This window comes from Rhodanobacteraceae bacterium (assembly GCA_016713135.1).
Classification (GTDB): Bacteria; Pseudomonadota; Gammaproteobacteria; order Xanthomonadales; family SZUA-5; genus JADKFD01.
This window is the reverse complement of record JADJPR010000006.1, coordinates 130056-154372: the sequence shown is the minus strand read 5'-3', so window position 1 is coordinate 154372 and position 24317 is coordinate 130056. Positions and strand designations below refer to the sequence as shown.

Below are 24317 nucleotides of genomic sequence, written 5' to 3'. Positions count from 1 at the left end.
ACGTCGGCACGGAGCTGACCGAGACCAACGAGGGCGACAATCTTGCGCTGCAGCTGACGCAGGTGCTGAGCCTGCCAGTCCTGCAACTGGTCGCCATCGATATTCGCCTGACGCCCGCTTAGCCGGCCCCGGGCGCGCGAAAGCGTCCGCCGACGGCGACCTTGCGCAATACCGGTCAGCAACCGGTGCCCAGTACCGCAATCGAACTTCACCGGCTAGCCGCCGACGGGGCGCCGTCGACGCCGCTGGCGCCTTCCCAGGCTCGTGGACCTCGAGCCCGGCGCAGAGCGCGCGGTCGAGTTCGAATTCATCCGGCGCCCCGATGGCGCCCCTGCGCATCGAATTGGCTGCCGACAGGGCGAACGCCATCGCCGAGGGGGCGAGAGGACGACAAATCATGATTCTCGATCTGACACGACTGGATCTCTGACTTCTACGTCACCGAACCCTATTTCTCGCCCAACGGGGACGGACGCGCTGACCAGACCGAGATCGTCGCGCGCCTGACGCCACCGGCGGCGGCCCGGGTGCGGGTGCCGACGTCCTGGGGCGAAGAAGTGCTGTCTACGGGGATGGCTCCGTAGTGGCCCAGTTGGGCGGCGTCTGACGCCGCCGGGGATGGGCGGCGCGCCACTCGATGATCGTTATGAAGTGCGGTTCGGAAAGCGCACCGGCCAGTTGTTGAAGCGCCTCCCCGTTGGTCCTCGACACCAATCGTCGCCCGCCGGTGCTTGCCGCACGCGATGGCAAATGCCCCGGTGGAGTCACTGACCGCGGGGTCAGCACCCATTTCGATCAAATCACCGGCATGCATGGATTGACCGTGTTCCGCGCCGGTGGCCTGCTGGGGGTACAGTCAGGCCTCTATCGATATGGTTTGATGGCAGCGCGCCTGCTGCTGCCGACGTCGGCATTCCCGAATTCCTGGGGATTCACGTCGGTCGGATTGTTTGACGCACCACACTGTCGCGGTCGCCGCCCTATCGGCAGAAGGATCAAACTGGTCGCGGTCGATGTCGACAGCGGATCGATCTTTTGCAGCCACCGACAGTCATTGGCCATGGTGCAAAGAAATACGTTGGCCGTCTCCTGGATGGGAAGCCTGATTTTCGAGGCGGAACCGAGCGGTGTGTGGTCGGATGGTCACCCAGCACGGGACAAGGGTCACGCTGGGGCTCCGGTTAGCCCGGATTTCCAGAAGGCGTACACATTCGGAACCGATCGTGTCCCAGTGTCCTCGCACAGTGGCGTCCATCTGGTGGGACCCGCAGGTGGCACCCTCATCGATCGCATTCCTCGATTGGATGATGAAATCTGGAAAGCCGCACGGTTCTCCTATAGCCGGGCCGACAGAGCATCTTACCGGGTCGCCGGGTGCGCAGTCCCTTCGGCGCCCAACCGCTGTGCAGATATTGCGCATCGATGAGCGCACAGGCGCGGTGACGGCCATCGTCACGTCTGAGACGTCGCTGGCGAACCTCGCCGTTGACGTCAGCCCTTCCGGGCGATATCTGATCATGAGTTGGGGCGCCGAAGCCCGCGCAAGGATTCGCGATCTGAGCGCTGGCACCGAGCTTGACGTCGATCTTTCCGACGTGGTGCCAACCGACGTCCCACCGCGGATTCCAGACATGCCGATGGGGCGGGGTGTGTTCGAGTTTCACTGCTCGCCCGATGAGGCATTCCATGTGGCTGCGCGCTTCGAGGCCTACCAGAACCTCGAACCGGTCTCCAGCGAGAAGTCGAAGGCAGCAACATCTACGTGTTGGGTAGCCGCGGTCTGCTGATCGAAGTCGCAAGCGGTCAGGTGCGCGATCTTGGTGACTTCAGTCCGCGTGGCTGGATCGAAGGTGAGCAGTAACTGCTCGGGGAGCAGGACGGGATCGCGCTGGAGCGCGGCGCCGAGTCCTGCCGACCTTGTTGCCGTCGGAATCGACCATCGAGATCGCGGAGCATTTCCTATCGGGGTTCCGGGCTCAGCACGGTGTTCCGCCGAGATAGCTTTGGCGGATGTCCCTCAGCAATACGTCCATGCACTCTCCAACCGCGGGAATGGCTTCGCGCGACTGGACCTGGAGTACGTCGAGGCCCTGCGCACCATGGTCGTGCGCATCAGCGCGGATGATCAGAACCTGGACCCGCATTCGCTCGAGTACCAGCTTGAGTCCGGCGGTGTGTGGACCGGGAACCCGGACGGGACCGAGGCGGTGGACGATCAGGTGATCGGATCGCACTAGCCGCCGCCACCTGGTCGTTATCGCCTGCGTCTGCGAGTGGTGGATCGCGCTGGAAACATCGCGCAGACGGTGAAGGAAGGAGTTGGTCTGGTTCGACGCCGAGTGCTGGGAACGGTACAGGCTGACCTCAGGCACATTTCGCCGAACGGGGATGGCGTCAAGGATCGATTGACTCCTGCGGTACGAGATCCGGTCGGCGTGATTGAACTGGATGTTCGGATTGAATCCGGGAACGGCACTCTGCTTCAGACCGAACGACTCTAGCATCCGCTATCCGGTCGCTTCGAGTGGCGGTGGGAGGGTAGAGCGCAGGATGGCTCGCCGTTGCCGGACGGAAAATACCGCATCAGCCTTGCTGGCCGCAGTTTCGTGGTCGAGATCGACAATTCGCTGCCTGGATCTGGAGATCACGGAGAACCTGCCGGTGATCACCGATTGCTCTGCCCAACCTAACCAGGACACGGTGATCATATGGCACGGTCAGATTGAATGCCGTTGATCAAGGTTTCGACCATGTTCGGTTGGAGTCCAGACCACGAGACGGATCATCGCCCTGGATTGAGCGTGTCAGATATGAGAGCGCATTTGTTCCCGAAATAGACTTCAATCTGAAGCCCCAGGAACTACGAAACGAGGAGCACCGAGTCGTCGCCGTCGATCAAGCGGGCAATATCCGGACGGAAGTATTCGAGGTGCTTGGCTTGGGGTGTCCATAATGCCCGACTTGTGGGATTGCCCGTGTCTGGCCCGTCGTGGCATGTGCCGGGACGGGGTCAGGTATTGACTCCCGTCATGACATGGTTGAGAGCGGCGCCGCTCTTCCGCGATGTTGCTCGGTGTCATGGCGCGATCCACCGAAGGCTGGCAGTGTTGGAGTTCCGCGAACCGGCGGGCAGTCTTTACTGTACGCGCTGGTGACACCTGGAGATGTCCCAGCTCCGGAGCGGAGCTGCTTCCACGGGGACGAAACTTGGCTTCGTGAATTGCCCCCGCTGCCCGGTCGTGCCGAATTCAGAATGCGCCGTCAGATTGGCGGAAACATGCAATCGAATGAGTTCCGTGTTGAACGAGACCCGGAAGGCGGCCCCCAATAAGCAGCGGAGGGTCAGGCGAACGGGGATGGGGGCGATCTCTCACGCGCGTCGGGACCTCCGTGGTCTCCACGCATCGGGTGTTCCGGCCTCCCATTCGCACAGCCTGCATCGGTGCATTGGTTTGACTCGCGCAATGGCAGCACGGTGCACTGCTGTTGATCCGCGGCCTGCGGCCAATTCGCTGATCGCTGTCGATACTTCCGACCCCCTGATTGGCGAGCATGTCCTGCAGGTCAACTAACACGGATGGCTCCAGTCAAACCACGACCGTGGGCCGCAGTATCGAATCGCCGCCGGCGCCCACCGCCGAACGGGGGATCAACCGAAACAACCGGCTCTGCATTGGCGATCCGGCGTCAGTAACCGGGCGAATCGACCAATTCGTTTGTCGATGAATCTCGGCACAGATCGGTAGTGATCACGGCTTCTGGGTCGGTCGGGAGCCCCGGTAGGGAGAGCGATTTCCAGATCCTGCCGCGGCCGGACCAATTGCCTGGGCTGAGGAACGCGGCCCCGATCGACTGGCAGATTGAAACCTGGGAACAAGTGGGTTTGCCTGAGGGTCCGGCGACCTTGCGTGTCCGCAGTCTCTTCTGTGAACGCTATTCGCCTGCAGTCGAGCGTCCTGTGGTGGCTGATGCGCGAGTCCTGGATGCAATCGCGTTTTTCCGGTGGTTGGCCGCAGCCTCGACCACCTGCGTCCGCCGACGACCATGGCCAACGGGATTGCGCAAAGTTCCTACCGCTTCTCGCCTTCGCTTGGGCAAACTGTCTGGTCGCGGCGCGCTTCATGAAGAGATCTCTGCGCAGGCCAATTTCCTGCACGCGGTGGGCTCCCGACCCGTCCTGACGGATCCGCGGTGGGCCGGGGAATGGACGGAGGCAGGCCCGGCCCTCGTGGATCTGGGAAGTCGCGGACTGTTGACCGGCGCATTGCAGTGGCAATGGATGGCCGCAACACCCAGGGGCAGGTGGCTCGAGGGCGAGTACATCGTGGTCCTGGTCAGCTGATGACGATTGCGGCTACGAGCGCAAGGATCTGGTCCCGGTCAGGGTGGATGACACCCCGCCCCAGGTCCAATGGCTGGAACCGGCGCCAGGCAGCGCGCTGACGCTTTTTCCAGCTCCTTGCGTGCCCGGGCCCAGGATCAGCCGCGGTATTGCGGGGGTCGAGTTCTCCTATTCGGCCTCGGTGGGCAACGGTCACCGGCCGAACATCGTGACGCAACCGACATCCGCTCGGGGCCCACGCGATTACGCCCATGACTGGTACAACCATGTCGCTGCCGGTACCCATCGGATTGCGCTTCAGGCGCGTGACGAGGTCGGGCTGGAGAGCCAAGCAGATATCGAGGTCCAGGTTCTGAGCGCTTTCGCCGCTGACCCTGGCGGCGGAGCTGAACAACGAGCTGATCTCGCCCAACAACGACGGCATCCTTGAATCCACGATCCTGTCCTCAGCCTTGGTCGCCCGGCTCTGGTGAGCGTGCGGGTGCTGGATGCCACAGGGTGACTCGCAAGACGCTCGCCGACTCTGGTGACCCCGAACGGCACGCAGTCCCTGACCTGGAACGGACGCGATCAGACGGAAACGCCTGTTCCGGACGGCGCCTACCGGGTCGCGCTCAGGTGGTCGATCCCGCCCAGCCAGCGCACTTCGAAGAAGCCGAGTTCCAGGTTGCAGGGGACACCACACCGCCACAGCTGGTGATGCGTGCGCCGGCCGGCGCATTCAGCAACGGGCGGGGCGCTGACACTGGAAGTGGAGGGAAGCTCATCCCCTGGGCGCCGAGGTCTCTTCAATCCGCCGATGCCGGGATTACTGGCACAGCACGAAGGCGGCGGGTGTCCTTGAATTGGCCCTGCTTGATGATGACGTGGCGGAGGGCAGCTACACGCTGAGCATCCAGGCGGCAGGATCGCGCTTCGGCAATCGCAGCCAGCTGAGTCATGCGTTCACACTGGACCGCACCGCCAGGCGTGTCGATCGATACGCCGGGCCCGGACGCGGGGTGCTGTCCTGAACGGGCGGGCCGATCGCCGGGCAAGTACGGGATCGAGGACAGCCATCCCGACGGGCGGATGCCCCTGAGCTGCGCCAGGAGATTCACGTTGCGCTGATCGCGAGCGAAACCGGCGTCGGCAGTGGACCGTGGACCGCCGCATTGGGCAGGCGTGGGAGCCCGACGGTGCCCTACATTCTTGCGGGTGACGGCATTCGATCGAGCGGGCAATCAGGGCCTGGTGGACGTCTCGGTGGTACTCGACAACACGCCACCGGTTGCGCGCGCATTGACTCAATTATTATCGGCAGGCGCGTCGGTAGGCGTGATCAGCAGGTGATCTGCAGCGCGACCGATGCGAATCTCGACCGGTTTCGAGCTGGATCTCGCGGAACTCCGCGCAGCCGCCCGTCTTTCAGCGGGTAGCTGAGGGTAGCGAGCCAGCGGACGGACTGCTGGCGACGGTGCTGTCGCCAGCGATCGACGGCGTCTACCTGCTGCGCCTGCGGGTACATGACCGCGCTTTCGGTCACGTCAGCGAGGTGTTCCGCGAGGTTCGAGTCGACACCTGCCTCCCCCGCGCCGATGCACAACTGCGCGTGGCGCGCACGGGCCCGCGTGACGCACGCCTGTCCTGGACCGCGCCATCTCCAGCCGGCGATGGGCTGGCTACCGGCTTCTGCGTAACGCACAAGTTGTCGCCGAGCCATCTGGCCTGGAGCACGTCGACACCGAACTCAGCGAGGGGATGCACTGCTGGCAGGTGCGCGCCATCGATGCCGCGGGCAACGAATCCTCGCCGAGCAATCAGGTCAGCCTGGCGATCGACACGACACGGCCCGAGGTCGCCTTGTACGCGCCGTTCAATGGCTCGGGCATCGGTGGCACGGTGGCCATCACCGGTCGCGCCTTCCAGTCGCGACGACTTTGAGCGCTGGGAGCTGGCGCGTGGTTCGGAACGGGCAACTGGCGGTGTGGTGTTGGCCAGCAGCACCCGCTGCCGTCCTGAATGCCGAATTGGTGCGCTGGAACACTCCAGGGATTCGACGGCCCCGCCAGCCTGCAAATCGAGGCCCGGGACATCTCGAACAACGCCGCTGTCCGGGAAGTCGGACTGACGATCGACAACCAGCCGCCGGCTGCGCCTCGTCGGCCTGGTGGCCAGCGAAGCCGGGACCAGCGATGTGCAGCTCACATGGACGCCCAACACCGAAGCCGACCTGCATGGTTATCTCGTCTATCGCGGCGCGTCTGCTGCAGGGTGACCCGGGCGGGGAACCCCTTGCTGCTGGTCATAGCGACGCCTGACTGGCTGGATGAGGACGTCGGCGACGGCGGCTTCCAGTGGCGGGTCCAGGCAAATTGACACCACTGGCAACTCCTCAGTGCCTTCTCGGATCCAGTCAGCTTGACGCGGACGGGCAGGCCGCCGCGGGTCCGTCTGGTCAGGCCGCTGGATGGTGAGCGATTCGACACGCGCGTTCCGGTCCGCGGAACCAGCGCCGACCTTGACCTTTGCCGAGGTCCAGTTCGAGTTCCGGGCGGATGGCGCGTCCGTCTGGACGCTGTTCGGCCCGATGTTCCGCGGTGCCTCCTTCGATTCGATTTTCGAACCGGCGCCCCAGGCTTATGGCTTTTTCACGACCTGCGCGCGCGTTCGCTGGATCAGGAAGGTCTGAGCGATCCCGCGCCACCCCGCGTACGGATCGAGCATCGACACCTGCAGGGCGCCGCCAAACCCCTGCGAACCTGCGTGTCCTGGTCGACGGCGAGCAGGCGATGCTCGATTGGGACCCGGTGAACGCCCAGGATCTGGCCAGCTACGAGGTGCAGCGCGCTGCTCCAGGCGGCGAGTTCGTCACGGTTGCCGTGGTTCCCTCGCCGACAGTTGCGCATGTCGACGGCTCATTGACCGATGGCGAATATCGTTACCGCATTCGGGCAGTCGATACGTCGGGGCAACCAGTCGCCCGCTGGCGCAGCGGTCAATGCGCGGTGTTCAGTGTGGAGGTGGAGCAGCCGTATACGCCGACGCTGGAGACGGCCACCGAATGGCGCGTGCGCTCGGTGGTATCCGGACAGGTTGTGGCAGATCTGCAGAGTGCCTCCGGAAGCGCAGCGCTCCCGGAGCAGGCGTCGCCGCGGGACAAGCTGCCCCCGCAGACCTTGCTCGAACCGGGCCTCAGCACCCTGACCGTGCGCGTCCGGGACGGCGTCGGAAACCGCAGCAAGCCATTCGAATCCCAGGGGATGCGCAGCGAGCGTCCGCCAGCTCCGTCAAACGTGGCGGCGACGGTGAATGCGCATCAGGTGAACCTGAGCTGGCGGATGCCGGCCTATCCGCGCCGGTCTCGTTCCGGGTATTCCGTGATGGTTCGGCGCGAGAGCCCGATGCCGCGCAAACGCCCCAGTCCGCCGTTGAACTGCGTGCGCAGGGCACACCAGGCGCTGCCCAGGCATCGACGGTGCGTCCTCGACCGGTGAGTCGATCGACCTGTCGGGCGGCGGCGTCAGTGTTCTGGTGCAATTGGCCGAGCCCGTCATCGTCACTGCGTTCGAGATTCAGCTGGATGCACCGCAAGCGCCGATAGCCCTGGCGGTCGAGGGCGAATGGCTCGGGAACTGGGTGCGACTGCCAGCGACGTGACCGACGAGCCAGGAACGCTGTCGGCGAGCCTTGGTCAGCCCTATCGCAGCCAGCAGTTCCGTCTGCGTTTGAGTGCTGGGGACCCATCCGTCTACCTGCGCGAAATCGTCGTACCGGGTGCGTCCGACGCAGGCGCGACCAGCCTGCAGGAGACCCTGACCGATGGTCGCTATCGATATCCGCATCAGGCGGTCAACCAGGACGCATTCGAAAGCCCAGTCCGATCCGGCCGACGTGGTCGTGGGTGACATCGTGCCACCACCGGCGGTGGTCCTGAGTGGACAAGTCCAGGGCGCGGACGCCCAACTGCAGTGGACGGAGCACCGCTCCCGACCTGGCCGCCTACCGGGTTCTGCGTGGCAGCACGCCGATCGCCTCGATCACGAATCTCGCGAACCGCAGTTACACGGATTCGGGCCTGCCCAATGGCGCCTATGGATATCGCATTCTCGCGGTCGATCAGGCGGGGAACGCGGCACCGTCGAAGCAGGTCGTGCTGTCCGTCGATGTGGGCACGTTGCCGGCGCCGATCGGGTTGGTCGTGGATGCGCTACCCGGCGGGGGTGCGTTGCGTCTGACATGGCAGCCTGGAACCGGCAGTAACCCGGTGTACTACGGCGTGTTGCGTTCGCCTGCCGAGGCCGGTCCTTCGAGCAGATCGGGGACAGCTGGCGACCACCTACGATGACGAGGGCTGGTCAATGGCACGCGCTATTACTACCGGGTTCGCGCGTTCGATGTGATTGGCAATGGCAGCCCGGAATCGAACACGGCCTCAGGGTTCCGGTTTACGCCGACGCGCCCGTGTTCACCCCGGCTTTTCACTTTCCAACTCGCTACGGCAGGTCGGTCGTGATTCCGCGACCACTGAGTGTGGTTGCCGGACGCGGTCAACCGGGATCGACCGTGCATGTCGGAACCGGTACGACCTCCTCCCGCCAGGCCGTGATTCCCACCGAAGCCCTGATGCGCAGCTACCTGACTGGCGGAAGCGACGTACTGGTTTCGCCGGATGCCGGTCAGGTCTACAGCGACGCCTGGGTGCGGCCTGTCGACGGTGAGGATCCTGGCGTCCAGCTTGGCAGCGATTGCGCGTTGGCCCAATGGTTGGACGCGGACCAGCTGATGCGTTGCTCTCCCATGGGCTCCTCGGTTCATCTGGAAATTTACCGGTTGGCATCGGCCACACGGACGGAGGTCCTTGAGGTTCCCCAGTTGCGCCTGTTCCGGCTCAGTGAGGATGGTCGGCGCCTGCTGGTCGTGGCAGACCTCCCCGGTGGCGCGGCGGGCCTGAGCTGGCCTGGCGCGAGCAACAGCCGGTCGGGGACTGGAACCGGATCGCGATTCCCGCGTCAGACATCGATCCGCGCAGCGTGCGCATACACGGCGACAACCGCTGGGCGATCTGGTACCTGAGCGACGGGCGGATTCAGGTGCTCGACCTGCAATCGGGATTGGTACAGCAGGCCGCGATCAATGCCATCGGCGTACCGACGCTGGCCAGGCGGTCTGCGGAGGCCCTGGTCATCGGTGATTCCGACCGCTCCGGGCATTCACCGGCTGAATCTGAGCACTGGTGCGCTGGTGCGTGGATTTTGGCAGCCCGGACGCGGTCGCGATCGAGTTCAACCAAGACGACACGCGCTTGGCGGTGCTTGGGTCCGGACAATGGACCTTGCACCGTTGGCCTGACGGCTTGCAGCTCGCCAGTCGCGACATCAGCGGGGGACGTTGATGGCCGCGCTGGCCACCGAGGAATGGGCGATCCAGGCCGACATCGACCTGCACATCGTGCAGCCGCCAGGCGTGTTCCGGCTTCCTGCCTTCGAGTTGGCCTTTGGCGACAACATCCTTGCCGCAATTGCATCGGCACCGGGGCAGCTGGACAGCGGGCCGGCCCTGCCGATCACCATCACGGTACCTGGCGACGGACTACCGGATCTGCAGGTCCGCAACCAGGACCTCAGTGCGCAGCCCAATGTAGGCTTGCCAGGAGCCGCCGCGCGTTTCGGAGCGCGCATCCGCAACATTGGCAGCGCATCGAGCGCGGCAGCCACCGCGACACTGCAGATGTCCACGCCCGCAGGTCAATCGATGCCACCGCTTTCGGTGGCTGTGCCGCCGCTGCTGGCGGGGACCGAGACGGTCGTTGCCTGGCAAGCACCAGCGCTGGCGGAAACGGGCATCTACGGCGTTTCGGTGGCGGTGAACCCTGCTCGCGTCTTCCAGGAATCGAGTTTTTCCAACAATCGCGCCTCGCGCACGTTCACGGTGAATGCCGATGGGCTACCCGAGCTGGCGCTCACGGTTGATCGCGCTCTGCTGGGACCGACGGAGACCCTGCATGGCACAGTGACAGTCGTGAACGGGACGTCGTTCACTGGACGCCTCACACTACGAATGCTCGATGACCAGCAGCATCTGGTCGCCCTCCTGCACCAACAGGCCGTTCAGCTGAACGGCCCGACAGCGAGCTTGACCGTGCCTTTCGACTGGACCCCTGGCACGGTTGCAGCGGGGCGCTACCGCGTGATCGCGGAACTGCATGATGCAGCCGGTACGCTGCTTCGTTCGCGCGATGCGCTCGTCGACGTGCGCGCCGAGTCGCTGTTGTGGTTGTCCCTGGAACCGGGTCAGCAAACGGTGACACTGGGCGCCCCCATCCAGCTGCAGGCCAGGTTGCGCTACGTGCAGGGCAACGTGGTTGTCGAGAATGCCGAGTTGCGCTCGCGACTGATCGGACCCAACGGCCTGACGATGTCCGAGAACACCCGGGCACTCGGTGTTCTGACAGTTGGATACGATGGCGCGCATCCCGTTTCGTTCGCGTCCGGGACACTGCCTGCCGGCGCGTACAGCCTGATTTCCGAGGTGTGGTCAGGCGGCCTGCTGGCGGAGGCCGGCGCGGCCGTGCAACTGGTGCAGGTGAGTGGTGCAACCGCAGTGGGTGGCGCCTGGCAGTTGCCGGAAAGCGTGCTGCCCGCCGGCTCTGCGGCGACGATTCATTTCGAGGTGCGCAACACCGGCGCAGTGGCACTGTCCGACCTGCCGGTCCGGGCGCGTGCGCGCCGGCAGACGACTGGAAATGAACTGGCCAGCAGCGCCTACACATGGTCGCTCGCGGCCGGTGAATCGCGCATCGGTACGCTTGAAGTCTCTGCCTCCGGGATGTCGATCGGCGCCATTCTGCTGACGCTGGAAGTGCCCGGCGGATCGCTGGCGCGGATGCTGGATGTGCGGACCGCGCTGGTTTCGGATGTTGCGCCCCCGACGATCACACCGATCCGTCCCGTGAATGGCGCTTTCGTTCCTGGATCATTTGATGCAGCGGTGCGTGTCCTGGATGCGCACAGCAGCATCTCGCAGGTGGAACTGCGCATCGGTGGCGGTGCGTTCCAGGCGATGAGTCCCGGAACCGGTTTCCCTGGGGAGTTCCGGTTCCCGGTCGATGCGCCCGAAGGCCCGTTGGCCCTGCAGGCACGGGCACGCGACGCCTTCGGCAACCTCGGCGTGTCGGTCCCGTGGTCGGTCATCGTGGACCGCACGCCGCCGCAGATCGACATCCAGGGTGTCGCCGAGGGCGGTCTGTACGCGGTGCCCGTGGTACCCGTCATCCAGGTCAGCGATACGAACCTCGATGCGACCATCCTGTTGCTGGATGGACAGCCATACATCTCGGGCACGCCGATGACCTCGGAGGGCAGTCGCCAGTTGTTCGTCAGTGCGACAGATCGAGCCGGCAACCGGAGCCAACGCAGTCTCCGGTTCGTCATCGATACCACGCCTCCGGCACTCCAATTCACGTTCCCGGCTGCCGGGGCCGTGATTTCCGCGACCACGACGGCCGTTGTCCTGGCGACGGAACCCGCAGCAACGGTCACCCTGACACTCGGTGGCTTCAGCGCCCAAGCCACCGCCGATACCGCGGGCGTCGTCAGCTTCGCGGCCGTTCCACTGGCGGAGGGGAGCAATCTGATGCAAGCATCTGCGGTGGATCCGGCGGGCAACGCATCGCCTCCGACGACCCACACGGTCCACCGCAGTTCGGCGACGGTGGGCCTGTTCGACGGCGACCTTCAGCCGGCAACCACCGCGAGCCAGCCCGGACCGGATCTGACCGGCACCGCCGTGATCAACTATCTGGGCGCCACACCGGTCGATGACATTCCGGCCCGGTTGTCTCTGGTCGAACAAGCCAGCTGCCAGACCATGGCGCAGGTCCAATGGACGCGGAACTACGCACCCGCTGCGTCTGCTCCGCAGACTTACCAGTTCGCCAGTGGCGCCCTCTCGTTGGGCAACTACGTGCTGGTCCTGGAAGCCCACCTGACGGATGCAGGTGGGCAGCGAGTCTGGACCGTGCTGGCCCAGGAAGTGATCGCGCTGGCCGACCTGACTCCCCCTGAGGTCGCCCTGTTGCAGCCCGAGGCCGGGGCATTGTTGCCGGCGAGCTTCCCGGTGGCAGCGCAAGTCTCCGACCTGTACAGCAGCATCGACGTCGTCGATTTGCTGTTCGATCAGCAGATGCCTGTCGCAATGGCATCGGATCCGGCGCCAAGGTACGCCACGCAACTCGATGGGATTGCGGATGGTGCGCATGGCATTCGAGTGCGGGCGCGCGATGCCACCGGTCACGAGCGGACCGAGCCAAACCCGGCGCGGACCGTCACCGTCGACGGGACGCCTCCGGACATCGAGATCACCGGCATTGTCGATGGCCAATTGAGCAATCAGCCGCTGGTCGCAACGGTGACCGTGACCGATGCGCATCCTGCCGGCACGGAAGTGCTGCTCGATGGTGTCCCGCATGCATCGGGCACCCTCATCAGCGCTGAGGGGGCGCACATGCTGAGTGCGAATGCCACCGACGGAGCGGGAAACCAGGCAAACCGCGAACTGCGGTTCACCATCGACCTGACACCGCCGGATCTGCTGATCACGCAGCCGGCCGCGAACTCGGCGACGCCCCTGAGCTACCTGCCGGTGGTGGCGCAGACGGAGGCGGGCATCGAAGTCGAACTTCTGAATCAGCCGGCGCCATTGGTGACCGTGAGCGACGCTCAGGGTGTCGCGCGCTTTGGCGCCGTCTGGCTGGCACCGGGCGAGAACCTGCTTGAACTGCGTGCCCGCGATCGCGCTGGAAACCTGAGCGTGATCCGTTCTGTGCGGGTGATGCGGCTGACCAACAATACGGCGCCGGTCGAAGCTGCCCTGCAGCATCCTGGCAGTGTGCCTCACGGGCAATTGCTCGCGGGGATGCTTTCGGTGACCTCGACGATTCCGGATTCCCCGCATGGCGACGAACTGCGTCTCGACGTGCTCGGTACGTCCCAGGCGCTTTTAGCCCGACTCGAGTGGAGTCGACCCTTGCTCCAGGGTCAGGCGGTGGAGCTTCCGTTCTCGTACCCCACATCCGAGTGGCCAGCGGCGCGCGTGCGCTTGCAGTTGAGCTGGCGTCGCCTGACCCAGCCGGATGCTGCATTTGCGCTGATCGCGGCGACGGAGGCCGACATCCGCGATGAGATCCTGCCGACACTACTCGTGCTGGAGCCGGTTGCCGGGGCCACCGTTCCCGATCCCATTCCCGTTCGCGCTCAGGCGAGCGACGCGCTGACGGGCATCGAATCGGTCAGCGCGAGGGTTGATGATGGATCCTGGATCGCGCTCGCGCCGGGTCCAGCGCAAGGTGAATGGCATGGCTTGCTCCCGGCGCCTGCGCCTGGGCTCAGGCAACTCTGGTTCCGTGCCACCGATGGCGCCGGGAATGCGCGGAACCTGGGGCCGCTCGCAGTCTGTCGCGATGGGACCGCGTCATGGCCAGGATTTGCCGATGGGTTCGAGACGCCGGCGGGAAGTTCAGGCACCAGCGGCTTTGAGTCGGAGTCCTGCGCTACCGCGGCAAAGACCTTGCAGCGAGTGATTGACTGGCTGCAGCGAGATACCGGGCGGAAAGCCCACAAGCTGCCGGCGGAGCGTGCACCATGAACGCACCGCATGCGAAGTTCTCGCGCTGGGCGATCCTGTTCCTGCTGGTGGGCGCTTCGGCGTGGGGCCTGCGCCAGCCGGTCTCTGGTCCGGTCGCCACCCCGATCGTGGTGGCTGCTCCGGCAATCAGCCCTGCCGCGGACAGCCTGCTGGCGGAGCAATGGTTGATCGACCTGCAGCGCGGCGTGGACGCGCGGCATCGGGATCGCCCCGAGGCGACAACGCAGAGTCGCTTGCCAGCCGGCGGGGTTGGTCGTTCCGCGCAGGGAGTTCCCGGTGCGCAGCGGGTCCGCGCGCTGCTGGAGTCGAAGCGCTTCGATCTCTGGCAGCAGCGTCTGCAGCAGGCCGGGCTGCCGGCAACGATCCAGGCGCGACTGGTCGACGCTCGGGGCCGCGTACTCAACGCCCTGGCTGCACCAGCGAAGTTGGCGCCGCAGGATGCAGACGCGCCTCGCTTCCCGATCCTGGGCACTGCATTGCCCCTCCAGCGCGGCTACTGGGCGGCCGCGCCACTGCTGATGGGTGGAGCAAGTGTCGTCCCGAGCTATCAGCAGGCGCCAGCGCCACCACCGGTCGCCAGCGATCTGCAGGACAGTCTGGACGCGCCCCTGCACCCGGAAATCGTCGCCAAGGCTGCTGAGCTGGGTAACGAGTACACGCGCATCCTGGACTTCGTGCGCGGCAGCATTCGGACCGAGTGGTATCCGGGTTCCCAACGGGGCGCGTTGGGCTGTCTGCGCGCACGCGCGGGCAATGATGTCGATCAGGCCAGCCTGCTGATCGCCTTGTTGCGCGCCTCGAACGTGCCGGCACGCTACGTTCAGGGCGTGGGCCGGTGGTCGCTGCCGGAGCTGGAGGCAACCCTCAATCTCCAGGGCGACGCGGCTGTATTCGAAGCGCTCAATCGCGCCTTGCGACCACATCGGCCTGTGGTCGAGGGCGGTGTCGTCACGGGCGTCGAGTTCGAACAGACCTGGATATCCGCGCACGTTCCCTTTGTGCAATACCGTGGCAGCGCAGCGACCCAGACGGGCCGGGTATGGCTGCCGTTCGCGCCAGCCGTGAAGCCGCATGTGGCACGTGCGGCTACCCGCGTGCTGGCCGCCGCCGCAATCGACCAGGATGCGCTGGTCACGGAGTTCCTGACGACCGATCCCGGCATGTCTCCGCTCGAGCGACTGCGCGCCCTGGTCCAGCCCTACCTGACCTCGAATCCAGCCGCAGGAACGTACGCAGACCAGTTGGCGCTGGTCCGGCCGAGCGGCACGGACCTCGAATTGTTGCCGGCGAGCCTGCCCTTCGCAGTGGTCGGCGTGCGCCAGGAGTCGGCCGAGCTGCCGCCTGGCACGGCCGCGACCGTGCGTGTCACCGTAAGGGACGAGTCGCGCGAACTCCTGGTGGCTGACCTCCCGGTGCTCGAGGCGTCTTCCCGGCGGCTGACAGTCTCGTTCCAGCCGGCAACAGCGGACGATCAGAACCTGCTGAACAGCCTGGGCGGCGGACTGAGCGAGGTTCCGCCGTACCTTTTCCGCCTGCGTCCAAGGTTGAGTGTCGGCGGCGAAGTGCGATTCGTCGGCGAGGCAGTCGATGCCGCCAAGGAGCTGCGACTGCTGGTGCTTACCGAGGTGGCCGGAGAGGCGCGGACGGTCGAGCAAACGCTGGTATCCGGCGGGATGGCGAGCATCCTGATCGATTCGGGGGCGCCGCGGCCGCCAGAAGGTCTGGACGACACGGTCACCGAAGACACCGAGCCAGCTGTTTCCCGTGTGCTCGGCAATCTGGCTTCCCGCTACGCCAGCGAGTGTCGGGCGGACAGTGGCGAACTGGCGGACTTGCTCGGTGTGCGGCTGATCGAGCCGCTGCCGACGACCACCCTCGCGCTGACGCAGATGGACATCGCGAGTGTCGATGGCGTACCGCTGCAGCTGAGTTTCAATTCGGTCGCGATCGACGCCGCCGCGCGTGACCTCGATGTGATCTCGCGCGGTGGACACACCGACGACGAACACCACTGGTTCACGCTCGCGGCGCTGCAATGCTCCTACCTCGAGCATCGCGTTTTCGAGGACCAGTGGGCGGTGCCGGCCATCTCGGCCGACCGCGGGCTAGCGCGGGCGCACCTGGCCGGGCCGACGGTGCTCCAACTGGAGGGCGCCGCAGGGATCGCCCAGCTGCCGTCGCTGGCACACCCGGAGCCCGTAAAGCAGGCGCTGGCCGCCTGGCTGCAAATCGGCCACCGCGTCCGCATCCCCGCAACCGTGCTCGATGTCGGTGCATGGCGTGGTTCCGTGTGGCAGGTCACCGCGGTCGACGGCTCGGCGGGGTACTTCGTGAGCGGAGGCCTGGCAGGCGGCGTAACCGTGCTACCCGTTTCGGACTGGTTCCTCTCCAGTCTGGGCGCGCTCTTCGCGGATCCATACGGCGCGGCGCCCAACCTCGACCCCACCGATGTACTGAAGATTCGCCTGTTCGACGATTCGGATCAGCAGATCGCCACCGTCGTAACCGAACTACCTACACCCCTGCGCGCCCGAATCGAGGATCCGAACGGGCGCCCAGTGGTGGGAGCGAGCGTGACTTTTTCCGTTGTTGCTGGAGATGGCCGTCTGACCGGCGGAAGCTCCACGGGTTCGTCAGTGACACTTACCAGCGACCGGCATGGTTTGGCTGAGGTACGCCTTCGGCTAGGGACGGAGATCAACTCTGGGCGCTACGTGTCTGAGCGCCCAGATGATCCAGAACTGCACCCGCAATTCATGGGGGTCAACCTAGTGCGCGTTAACGCGGCGTCGCGGTATGCGCCTGACGGCATTATCGCGGGAACCGACTATGAGGCTTTCGGGCGTCCGGATGATGTACGTCATATCGAAGTGTACGGACCACCCGTCTTCCGATACCCGGATGGGACTGAGGTAGTTGCAGCACATGCCGGAGTTGGCTACGCCACTTGGTCGCTAATGGCAGTCGACGAATTTGGAAACAGGATTGCCAACGCTCCCATTCATTTGGCTACCGAGTTCAGCCCGATCATCCGTGACTTGGTCGATTTTCAATGCCCAGCCAGCGCATACGCCGGCGCAACACCTGGTGGTGCATTCCTCCCCGGCGACTGCCCCGAGGGAGAGGCGCTGTTGACAGGGCACAGCTGCTTGCGAACCAACATCGATTTCAAGACTCGCGCAAGCGACAACTTATTCCACGTCGCGCCGCATAATGCGGCAGGTCTTGAGCTGAACGTTACGGTATCGACCCCTGGTGCTGCGCCAAAGCGCCTGATACTCCACAACGCCACCAATCTGGACGCATTGCGTTTTTGTCAATCGGCCCGCTCCCAATGGGACGTTGTCATTACCCATGCGATTGTGCACCAAGGTGGGGCAGCACATGCAGTCGGAGAGGGCGATGTATCGGACAACACGGGCAGCAATCCTGGGTACTACTTTACGAGTACGGACTCCATAGAATCCGCACGTCCCGGTGAATGGCTTCCGGTACCACGTAGATTCACGCTGTACTCCATGGAAAATCCGTACCCGCCGCAAAACGACCTGCTGGTCACCTGGGTATCACGACTGCCTGGTCCATTCTATCCCGGGAATTATCCCTCCGTTACCCCGGACGTGATAATGACGACTAGTTCGGGAGCAATTGCGTCGCCAGCGACGTGGTTGGGTGGCGGCTTGTTTGAATACAACGTCAGGATGCCACCCGGCCCAGGAAAGGTCGAGGTGGGCGGGCGCATGCAGACACCGGGCAATTTCGTTGTGCGATTGGACTTTAGCTTTCCAGCAGTCTGGTCTGTTCTGCCGCGGATTGCTGAGGTGGACCCACTTCCGTTTGCTCTCTCCGCTGCCGGAACTGTAGCTGACGATCTATCCATCCGGCTGCTAGTTGCTCCGCCAGAATATCTCGGCGGCGATACTGTGGTTGAGTTTGAGAAGTCAGGGGAGATCATTCAACGTGGGATCGGCCCCCCAATATTGGATACCGGCACATTAATGTACAGCCGCGGCTGGACCTACGATCCCGCTGAAAACTACGCAATCAAATTCAGCATCAACGAGGGCACGCCGTATCGGATTGAGTCGGATCGGTTTCCGTTGACGGCTTCGGACGACGTTATCGTCGGCGTCGGCTTGCATTCCGGACAGAATGGCGCGGTCACGAACGGGGAGGCCACGGCGCTGGCACTTCGGGGGACTGAAAATGCGCACATGCTCCGTGCGATCAATGTCTCGGCCAATGATTACTGCAATCGCAGTGGGGAGTTGGTTTTCCTGCTCGCACGCCGCGCCAGGGTTCGCGCCGACTTTTATCGGAAAGACGAGCACGGCAACGTTTCCCCACTCCTCAGCGGGACATTGATCAACGATGAGTGGTTCGACGCGGGCCTCGGGCGCAAGGAGGTTCTTGCAGACAATCTTCCGATCGGTCGGTTCGAAGTGCGTGTCCGCGCGACCACAGAGTCGGGAGTTCAGGAAGAGCTGCGCACGACACTGACTCACCAGGTGGATCGGCGGGACCATCTGGGCCTTGGGCATACCGTAATAGCCGATGTCGATCTGTTCGACGGTCAGGTCACCGTTTCCCGTCAGGACCTGCAGCTGCCGGGACGCGGCCCGGAGCTCGCGCTGCAACGTACCTGGAGCAGTCAGCAGGGTGCGCGAATCGGGAGTCTCGGACGAGGATGGAGTTCCAATCTCAACGTCGAGCTGCATCTGAATGCGTGCAGACCCCAGTTGGTCGGCGCTCAGGGAGCGGGCACTGAATTCGAGGCCGCCGGTACGGAACCGGATGGCAGCCTGCGCTATCGCGCGCTGCACGGATATCACGGCAGTCTCTACCAGCGTCCGGACGGGAGTTATGACGTTTACGCCAAGGACGGTACGCGCTACCACTTCGCTCGCGGCAATGGCTACCTGAATCCCGCGAGCAATTACCGGATAGTGCCGGTTGCCTTCACCGAGGATCCCAATGGGAACCGGGTCACCCGTAGCTATCGATGGCTCGGCGGCATCCCGGTCACCAGTGCCCTGTCGGGCAGTGGCGGGCGTAACCTGGAGCTGGAATACGAGTTACGTCCCACGGGCGGCGACTACGAAGAGCCGGGCATCTATCCCTTGCTGATGCGCGCCCGTGCGCCGGGCGGCTTCGAGCTGCTTTTCGCCTATGACGGCAATGCACAACTGACTCGGGTGCATCGCACGGACGCGCCGTTCGATGAGACCTACACCTACCAGGATTTCGGGTTTGTTGAAGGTACCGACGAGTCCTGGCATCGCCTGGGCTCGCGCATGTTGAATGTGCGCGACGAGGTTGCGTCACGCACCCGGCAATCATTCACCTACGAGCTTCAATGGGTGCATTCGCCACGCGGGGGCGGCAATATCGATGTGCTTCCGGAACTGCGCGTCGTCCGCCACGCGAATGCACTGGGGCAGGCCACGCGCTTCGAGTTCCAGGGCCTGCGGGGTCTGGGTCAGGCGGTCAATACCGTCGTCACAAGTCCGCGGAGCATCGACACCAATTACCGGATGAATGGTTTCGGTGGCGTCGATCGCGTGGTCGATCCGATCGGGACGTCGCAAACGGAATGGAATCTGGAACATCGGCAGCCGAGTCGCCAGGTGGACCGTGAAGCGGTCGTCACCGATTTTGAGTACGACGAGTTCGGCAATGTGCTGCGGGAGCGTCGCAGCGGCCGTGGTTCGCCGGTCGAGCAGCGATACACCTGGAAGGCGCCCGAGAACTTCGACCTCCGAATCCTGAATCGCCCTGCGAGCCACACGGACTTCGCCGGCGTCGGCGAGATCTATCAGTACGATCAGCGCGGAAACCGGGTGTCGCGAACCCGGTCCGGTGAAACCGAGTCCTGGACCTATGGCGCCAACGGCGATGTCGCATCCTGGACGGATTTCGAGGATGCACAGACCAGCTATACCTACGACTCGATGGGACTGCTCGTGCGTACGGTCCATGCGGACAGCGCTGTTTCGCGGCAGGCCTTTGACGCGCGTGGCCGCCCGCTGTCGCGTACCGACGAAGTCGGTCGTGTGGAGACCTATACCCATGACGGGCTGGATCGATTGACGGTCACCACGTTTGCAGACGGCTCGCAGCGCGAAGTCCGCTATCTGGATGCCGAGGATGTTCGCCGCGAAATCGACGAACTTGGCCGTGTCACCGTGCATCAACTGGATGCGCTCGGCCGGGCGATCAAGGTCACCAATGCCCTTGGCGATTTCCGGGAAATGGACTACGACGGAAACGGGAATCTCACGCGCGAACGCAAATTCGATGGCACCGAGACTACCCACGAGTACGATCTGCTCGACCGCCGTACACGAACGACAGAGCCCCTCGGGCGGGTCACCGAGCGGGACTACGACCGCGCGGGCAACCTGACCGAGGAGCGGGTCGCCGTTGGTCCCGGGGTTCGGACCACGCGGCATCAGTACGATCACCCGCGCTACTTCCGCACGCAGACTGCCCGCCTGCTCGACAGCCGTGAATTGACCACCCTGGAAGCACGCGACGGCGAAGGACGGCTGACTCTCCTGACCGATCCGCTGGGGCGACAGACCGAGATCGATTACGACGGATTCGGTCGCGAAACCGAGAGGAGCGAGCCGCTGGGGCGCGTCACCCAGCGCAATTACGATGGCATGGGCCGGCTGACGAGCGAGTTGCTGCAGTATCCCGGCGTCTCTGCGCTGACGCGCACCTGGGCGTACGACACGCGCGGGCGCGAGACCAGCGCCACTGACCGCGCCGGCGGCCAGCGCACCAGAACTTACGATGCCGCCGGGCAGCTGCTCAGCCTGACGGATCCCAGCGGCCGCACAACCAGCTACACCTACGATGCTCGCGGTCGCGTCGTCTCCGAAACCCGCCCAGGCGACGGTCGCGTGCGCAGCGTGACCTACGACGCGGTGGGCAATGTGCTGACCGAGACCCGTCCCAGCCAGTCGCCGATCGCACACGTCTACGATGACCTCAACCGCCGCAAGAGGAGTACGGATGCACTTGGGTCGATCGAGGAACTCGACTACGACGAGGAGGGCCGCGTCGTCGCCCGGCGTGATGCGCTGGGCGCAGAAACCACCTACGACCATGACGACCTCGGGCGCCAGATCCGCGAGACCCGGCCGCTTGCGCGTGAGTGGATACGCACGTGGACGCTGCACGACGAACTGGCCAGCGAGAGGAATCCGCGCGGATTCACGACCACGCACGACTACGATGCGCTGGGACGGCGCATCTCGACGATCGATCCGGCCGGCACCCAGTCCTGGGCCTGGGACGACCTTGGCAACCAGATCCGCCACACCGATCGCCTGCAGCGTGCGACCGTGTTCCATTACGATGCTCTCAACCGGCGCACCCGCCAGGATGACCCTGCACCCCTGACCACGCACCAATCCTGGCGTTACGACGCGCTGGACCGGGTCATCGGCGAGACGGACCGCAAGGGCATCGAGACCGTGTTGACGCTGGATGGCGAAGGCCGCGAGTTGCAGCGTTCGCGCGCAGGTCGCGATGAATTGCAGAGTTACGATGCGGCCGGCCGGCGGGCGTCCCACACCGATGGCCAGGGGCGCATCACCACCTTCGTCTACGACACCGCCGGGCGCCTGCAGGAAGAGCGGCGTCCGCTGGGCGCCACGGTACGCTACAACTACGGAACAGCCGACCAGTTGCTCAGCAGCACCGATGCGGACGGTGTCACGACCACCTACACCTACGACCTGCGGCTGCGCAGGATTACCGAGTCCAACGCGCTCGCTGAGGTCACCCACTTTGAATACGACGGCCGCGGCTTGCGCACGGCGATCGTCAAGCCGGCCTCCGAAAACCACCGTTGGAAGTTCGACTACGATGCCGCGGGCCGGCTGGAGAAGGTCACCGATCCGCTTCAGAACGAGACGGTCTACGGGTACGATCCGGCCGACAATCTGACCAGCATGACCAACGCGCGGGAACAGGTGACCGGGCACACATACGACGCCTCGAATCGCTTGACGCGCACCGAGCACCCGGGCGGCGCAGAAGAGCTGTTCACGCCCGACGCCGAGGGCAATCGGGAGGTGTGGGTGCGCGAGAACGACCAGCGTCTGGAAATGGAGTACGACGCGCTGAATCGCCTGGTCGAAACCCGCCGATTGCCCGCCGCCGCGGATGGCATCGATCGCGTGGTCCGGCTTTACGACGGCAACGGGAATCTGACGCGAGTCGAGGAATACGCCGGTGCCGGCGCGCCGCGCTTGTGGACCGCCAGCTACGACGCCTTCAACCGGCGCACCGACTGGACTGATCGCAATGGCCTGAGCGTGCACCAGCGCTTCGACGCCAGCGACAACCGCATCGAACGCACCGGTCCCGAGGGCAGCACGTCCTACACCTACAACGCACTGGACCAGTTGCAGGGCATCACGCCGCCGGCAGCGACGGCGACCACCGCGACCGTCAGCCGCGCTGGCCGCTTGAGTGCGCTGGACCACGCCAACGGCACCCGCACCGAAGTCAGCCGCGACGCCGCCGGACGCGTCAGCCAGCTACGCCACGCCCTCGGCGCCGCGGCTCTGCTGACGCTCGGCTACACCCTGGACGCCAACGGCCACCGCGTCGCCGAAAGCTGGGAACGCGGCAGCGAACGCATCGAGATCGCCTACGAACTCGACCTGGCCGAACGCCTGAAGGCGGTGACCACCGACGGCCAGCGCGTCGAGTACACCCTGGATGAAGTCGGCAATCGCACCGCCGAGTCGCTACCCGGCAATTTGCTGCGTACGCATCACTACGATGAGCGCGACCGCCTGACGGAAACCCGGGAAGACGGTCAGGTCGTCGCCAGCTACGGCCACGACGCCGCCGGCCGCCAAACCAGCCACACCGCCGCCGGCATCACCCGCACCTACCAGTACGACACCCAAGACCGGCTGCTCGAAGTCAGCGAGGGCGGGAACCCGATCGTCCGCTACGAAGTGGACGCGTTCGGGCAACGCACGCTGCGCGAGGCGGCGGGCAGCACCGAGCTGTACCAGTTCGACGGCACCCGGCTGGCAGGCATCACCAACGCACTCGGGACCAGCCTGGCCGATTACCAGCACGCATACGGGTGGGCAATCAGCTCCCGCGAGGGATCGATCAGAAGCACCCTGCACACCGATGTGCACGGCACCCCGCAGCTGATCACCGACGGGACCGCCGCCATTGCCGGGTGGACGCGGACCGATGTCTGGGGTGTGGAGAAGGCGAGCACTGGGCTGCAGAGCAGGCTGGGGCATACGGGGTATCTGAAGGATCCGCTGTTAAGCGATGAGCTGTATGCGCAGGCGCGGCAGTACCGGGCGGGGGTGGGGCGGTTCACTAGTCGGGATGAGTGGGCGGGGGATAACGAGCGGCCGCTGACGCTCAACTCCTATCTCGCATTTTTGGGTAATCCGGGGGCGCTTATTGATCCGGATGGGCGTTGCCCAACGCCGATGACCGACCGCGATTGCTTTGACGCCATGGCCGAATCCATTGGGGCGGACTTGAGCACGCGCGAGGGGCTCCAGCAAGTGGGGGACCTGCAAGTCGAAACAGCCAAGATGCAGCTACAAGGCGCGACGCTGTTGGCTGGTGGATTGATCGGGCGAACTTTGCTCGGTGCAGGGACTCGGATCGTCCAGGCTTTCCGCGCGGGTGGTTGGCGCTATGCAGCCACTGCAACGATGCCGGAACAAATACTGCTGGCGGAGACGGCCGGTACTGCTGTTGCGGTCGCCACTGGTGCCGAGTTGCCGCCAACGCCGCTAAGTCCCGTGGTGCAGGGTACAAAGGCAGCCGGGAAGGCACTCACTAGCATAACTACTGAACTCGAAGTCGGGTTGGGAACGAAGTTGGCCGATGATGTTCCGGTCGCACCCCCGAATGTGCTTCAGAGTAGTTCAAAGCCCAGTGTGGGCGTCGCCAATAACATCAAGGGCACCGTTTGCGAGAATGTTTCCGACAGCGCGTCGCGACGTGTCGGCCAGATGCCTATTTTCAGAGCTCAGCGCAGGGGTGGAATCGACATAGCGCTCCTGGAACGTGACGGCAGTACTATTCTCCGCGCGAAGCCAAATTCGCAAACCGGTTGCAGTACGACGATTTCACGGCGATTACGTCAAATCTCCGGAACAATATTTCTGAAATCCGTGATAGTCTGGGTTCTAATCGTTCAATTCCCCGCGATGAAAAAGATAGAATCCGATCAATATTGGATAACTATCTGAAGGATGGGACGGTATCACCCAGTCTTCGTATTGAAGTTCAAACGGGAAAAGCAGCAGTCGGTCCGCGGTTGAGAAAAAGAATTGAGGCAGAG

12 protein-coding genes are annotated in these 24317 nt (G+C 64.5%); all 12 read left to right on the top strand.

What is annotated here, in order from left to right:
- The first annotated feature begins 697 nt into the window (after positions 1 to 697).
- Positions 698 to 1426 carry a hypothetical protein gene (locus IPK27_08340; GenBank protein ID MBK8067630.1) on the top strand — a complete coding sequence of 243 codons (729 nt, stop codon included), beginning with the start codon at positions 698 to 700 and terminating at the stop codon, positions 1424 to 1426.
- Complete coding sequence (locus tag IPK27_08335; protein MBK8067629.1) at positions 1413 to 1787, top strand: hypothetical protein; 375 nt, start codon at positions 1413 to 1415, stop codon at positions 1785 to 1787. The genes IPK27_08340 and IPK27_08335 overlap by 14 nt, the downstream gene beginning before the upstream one ends.
- A 216-nt stretch (positions 1788 to 2003) precedes the next feature.
- Entirely contained in the window at positions 2004 to 2237 is a 234-nt protein-coding gene (locus tag IPK27_08330) for a hypothetical protein (protein ID MBK8067628.1), read from the top strand.
- 2950 nt (positions 2238 to 5187) lie between these two features.
- On the top strand, positions 5188 to 5355 hold the full coding sequence (locus tag IPK27_08325) for a hypothetical protein (GenBank protein ID MBK8067627.1): 168 nt from the start codon (positions 5188 to 5190) through the stop codon (positions 5353 to 5355).
- A 727-nt stretch (positions 5356 to 6082) separates the two neighbouring features.
- A complete protein-coding gene (locus IPK27_08320) occupies positions 6083 to 6265 on the top strand; it encodes a hypothetical protein (GenBank protein ID MBK8067626.1) in 183 nt (60 codons plus the stop codon).
- 577 nt (positions 6266 to 6842) lie between these two features.
- The gene (locus IPK27_08315; protein ID MBK8067625.1) at positions 6843 to 7013 is read left to right on the top strand and encodes a hypothetical protein; all 171 of its coding nucleotides are present in this window, start codon (positions 6843 to 6845) and stop codon (positions 7011 to 7013) included.
- A gap of 100 nt (positions 7014 to 7113) precedes the next feature.
- Positions 7114 to 7818: a hypothetical protein gene (locus tag IPK27_08310; protein ID MBK8067624.1), complete on the top strand. Its 705-nt coding sequence runs from the start codon at positions 7114 to 7116 to the stop codon at positions 7816 to 7818.
- 126 nt (positions 7819 to 7944) lie between these two features.
- Positions 7945 to 8229 carry a hypothetical protein gene (locus IPK27_08305; protein ID MBK8067623.1) on the top strand — a complete coding sequence of 95 codons (285 nt, stop codon included), beginning with the start codon at positions 7945 to 7947 and terminating at the stop codon, positions 8227 to 8229.
- 29 nt (positions 8230 to 8258) lie between these two features.
- Entirely contained in the window at positions 8259 to 8669 is a 411-nt protein-coding gene (locus IPK27_08300) for a hypothetical protein (GenBank protein MBK8067622.1), read from the top strand.
- Positions 8670 to 8947: 278 nt separating this feature from the next.
- Entirely contained in the window at positions 8948 to 9397 is a 450-nt protein-coding gene (locus IPK27_08295; GenBank protein ID MBK8067621.1) for a hypothetical protein, read from the top strand.
- Positions 9398 to 9715: 318 nt separating this feature from the next.
- Positions 9716 to 13966, top strand: a complete 4251-nt coding sequence (locus IPK27_08290) for a hypothetical protein (protein MBK8067620.1) — start codon at positions 9716 to 9718, stop codon at positions 13964 to 13966.
- Positions 13963 to 24225: a hypothetical protein gene (locus IPK27_08285; GenBank protein ID MBK8067619.1), complete on the top strand. Its 10263-nt coding sequence runs from the start codon at positions 13963 to 13965 to the stop codon at positions 24223 to 24225. The genes IPK27_08290 and IPK27_08285 overlap by 4 nt, the downstream gene beginning before the upstream one ends.
- Positions 24226 to 24317: the final 92 nt, after the last annotated feature.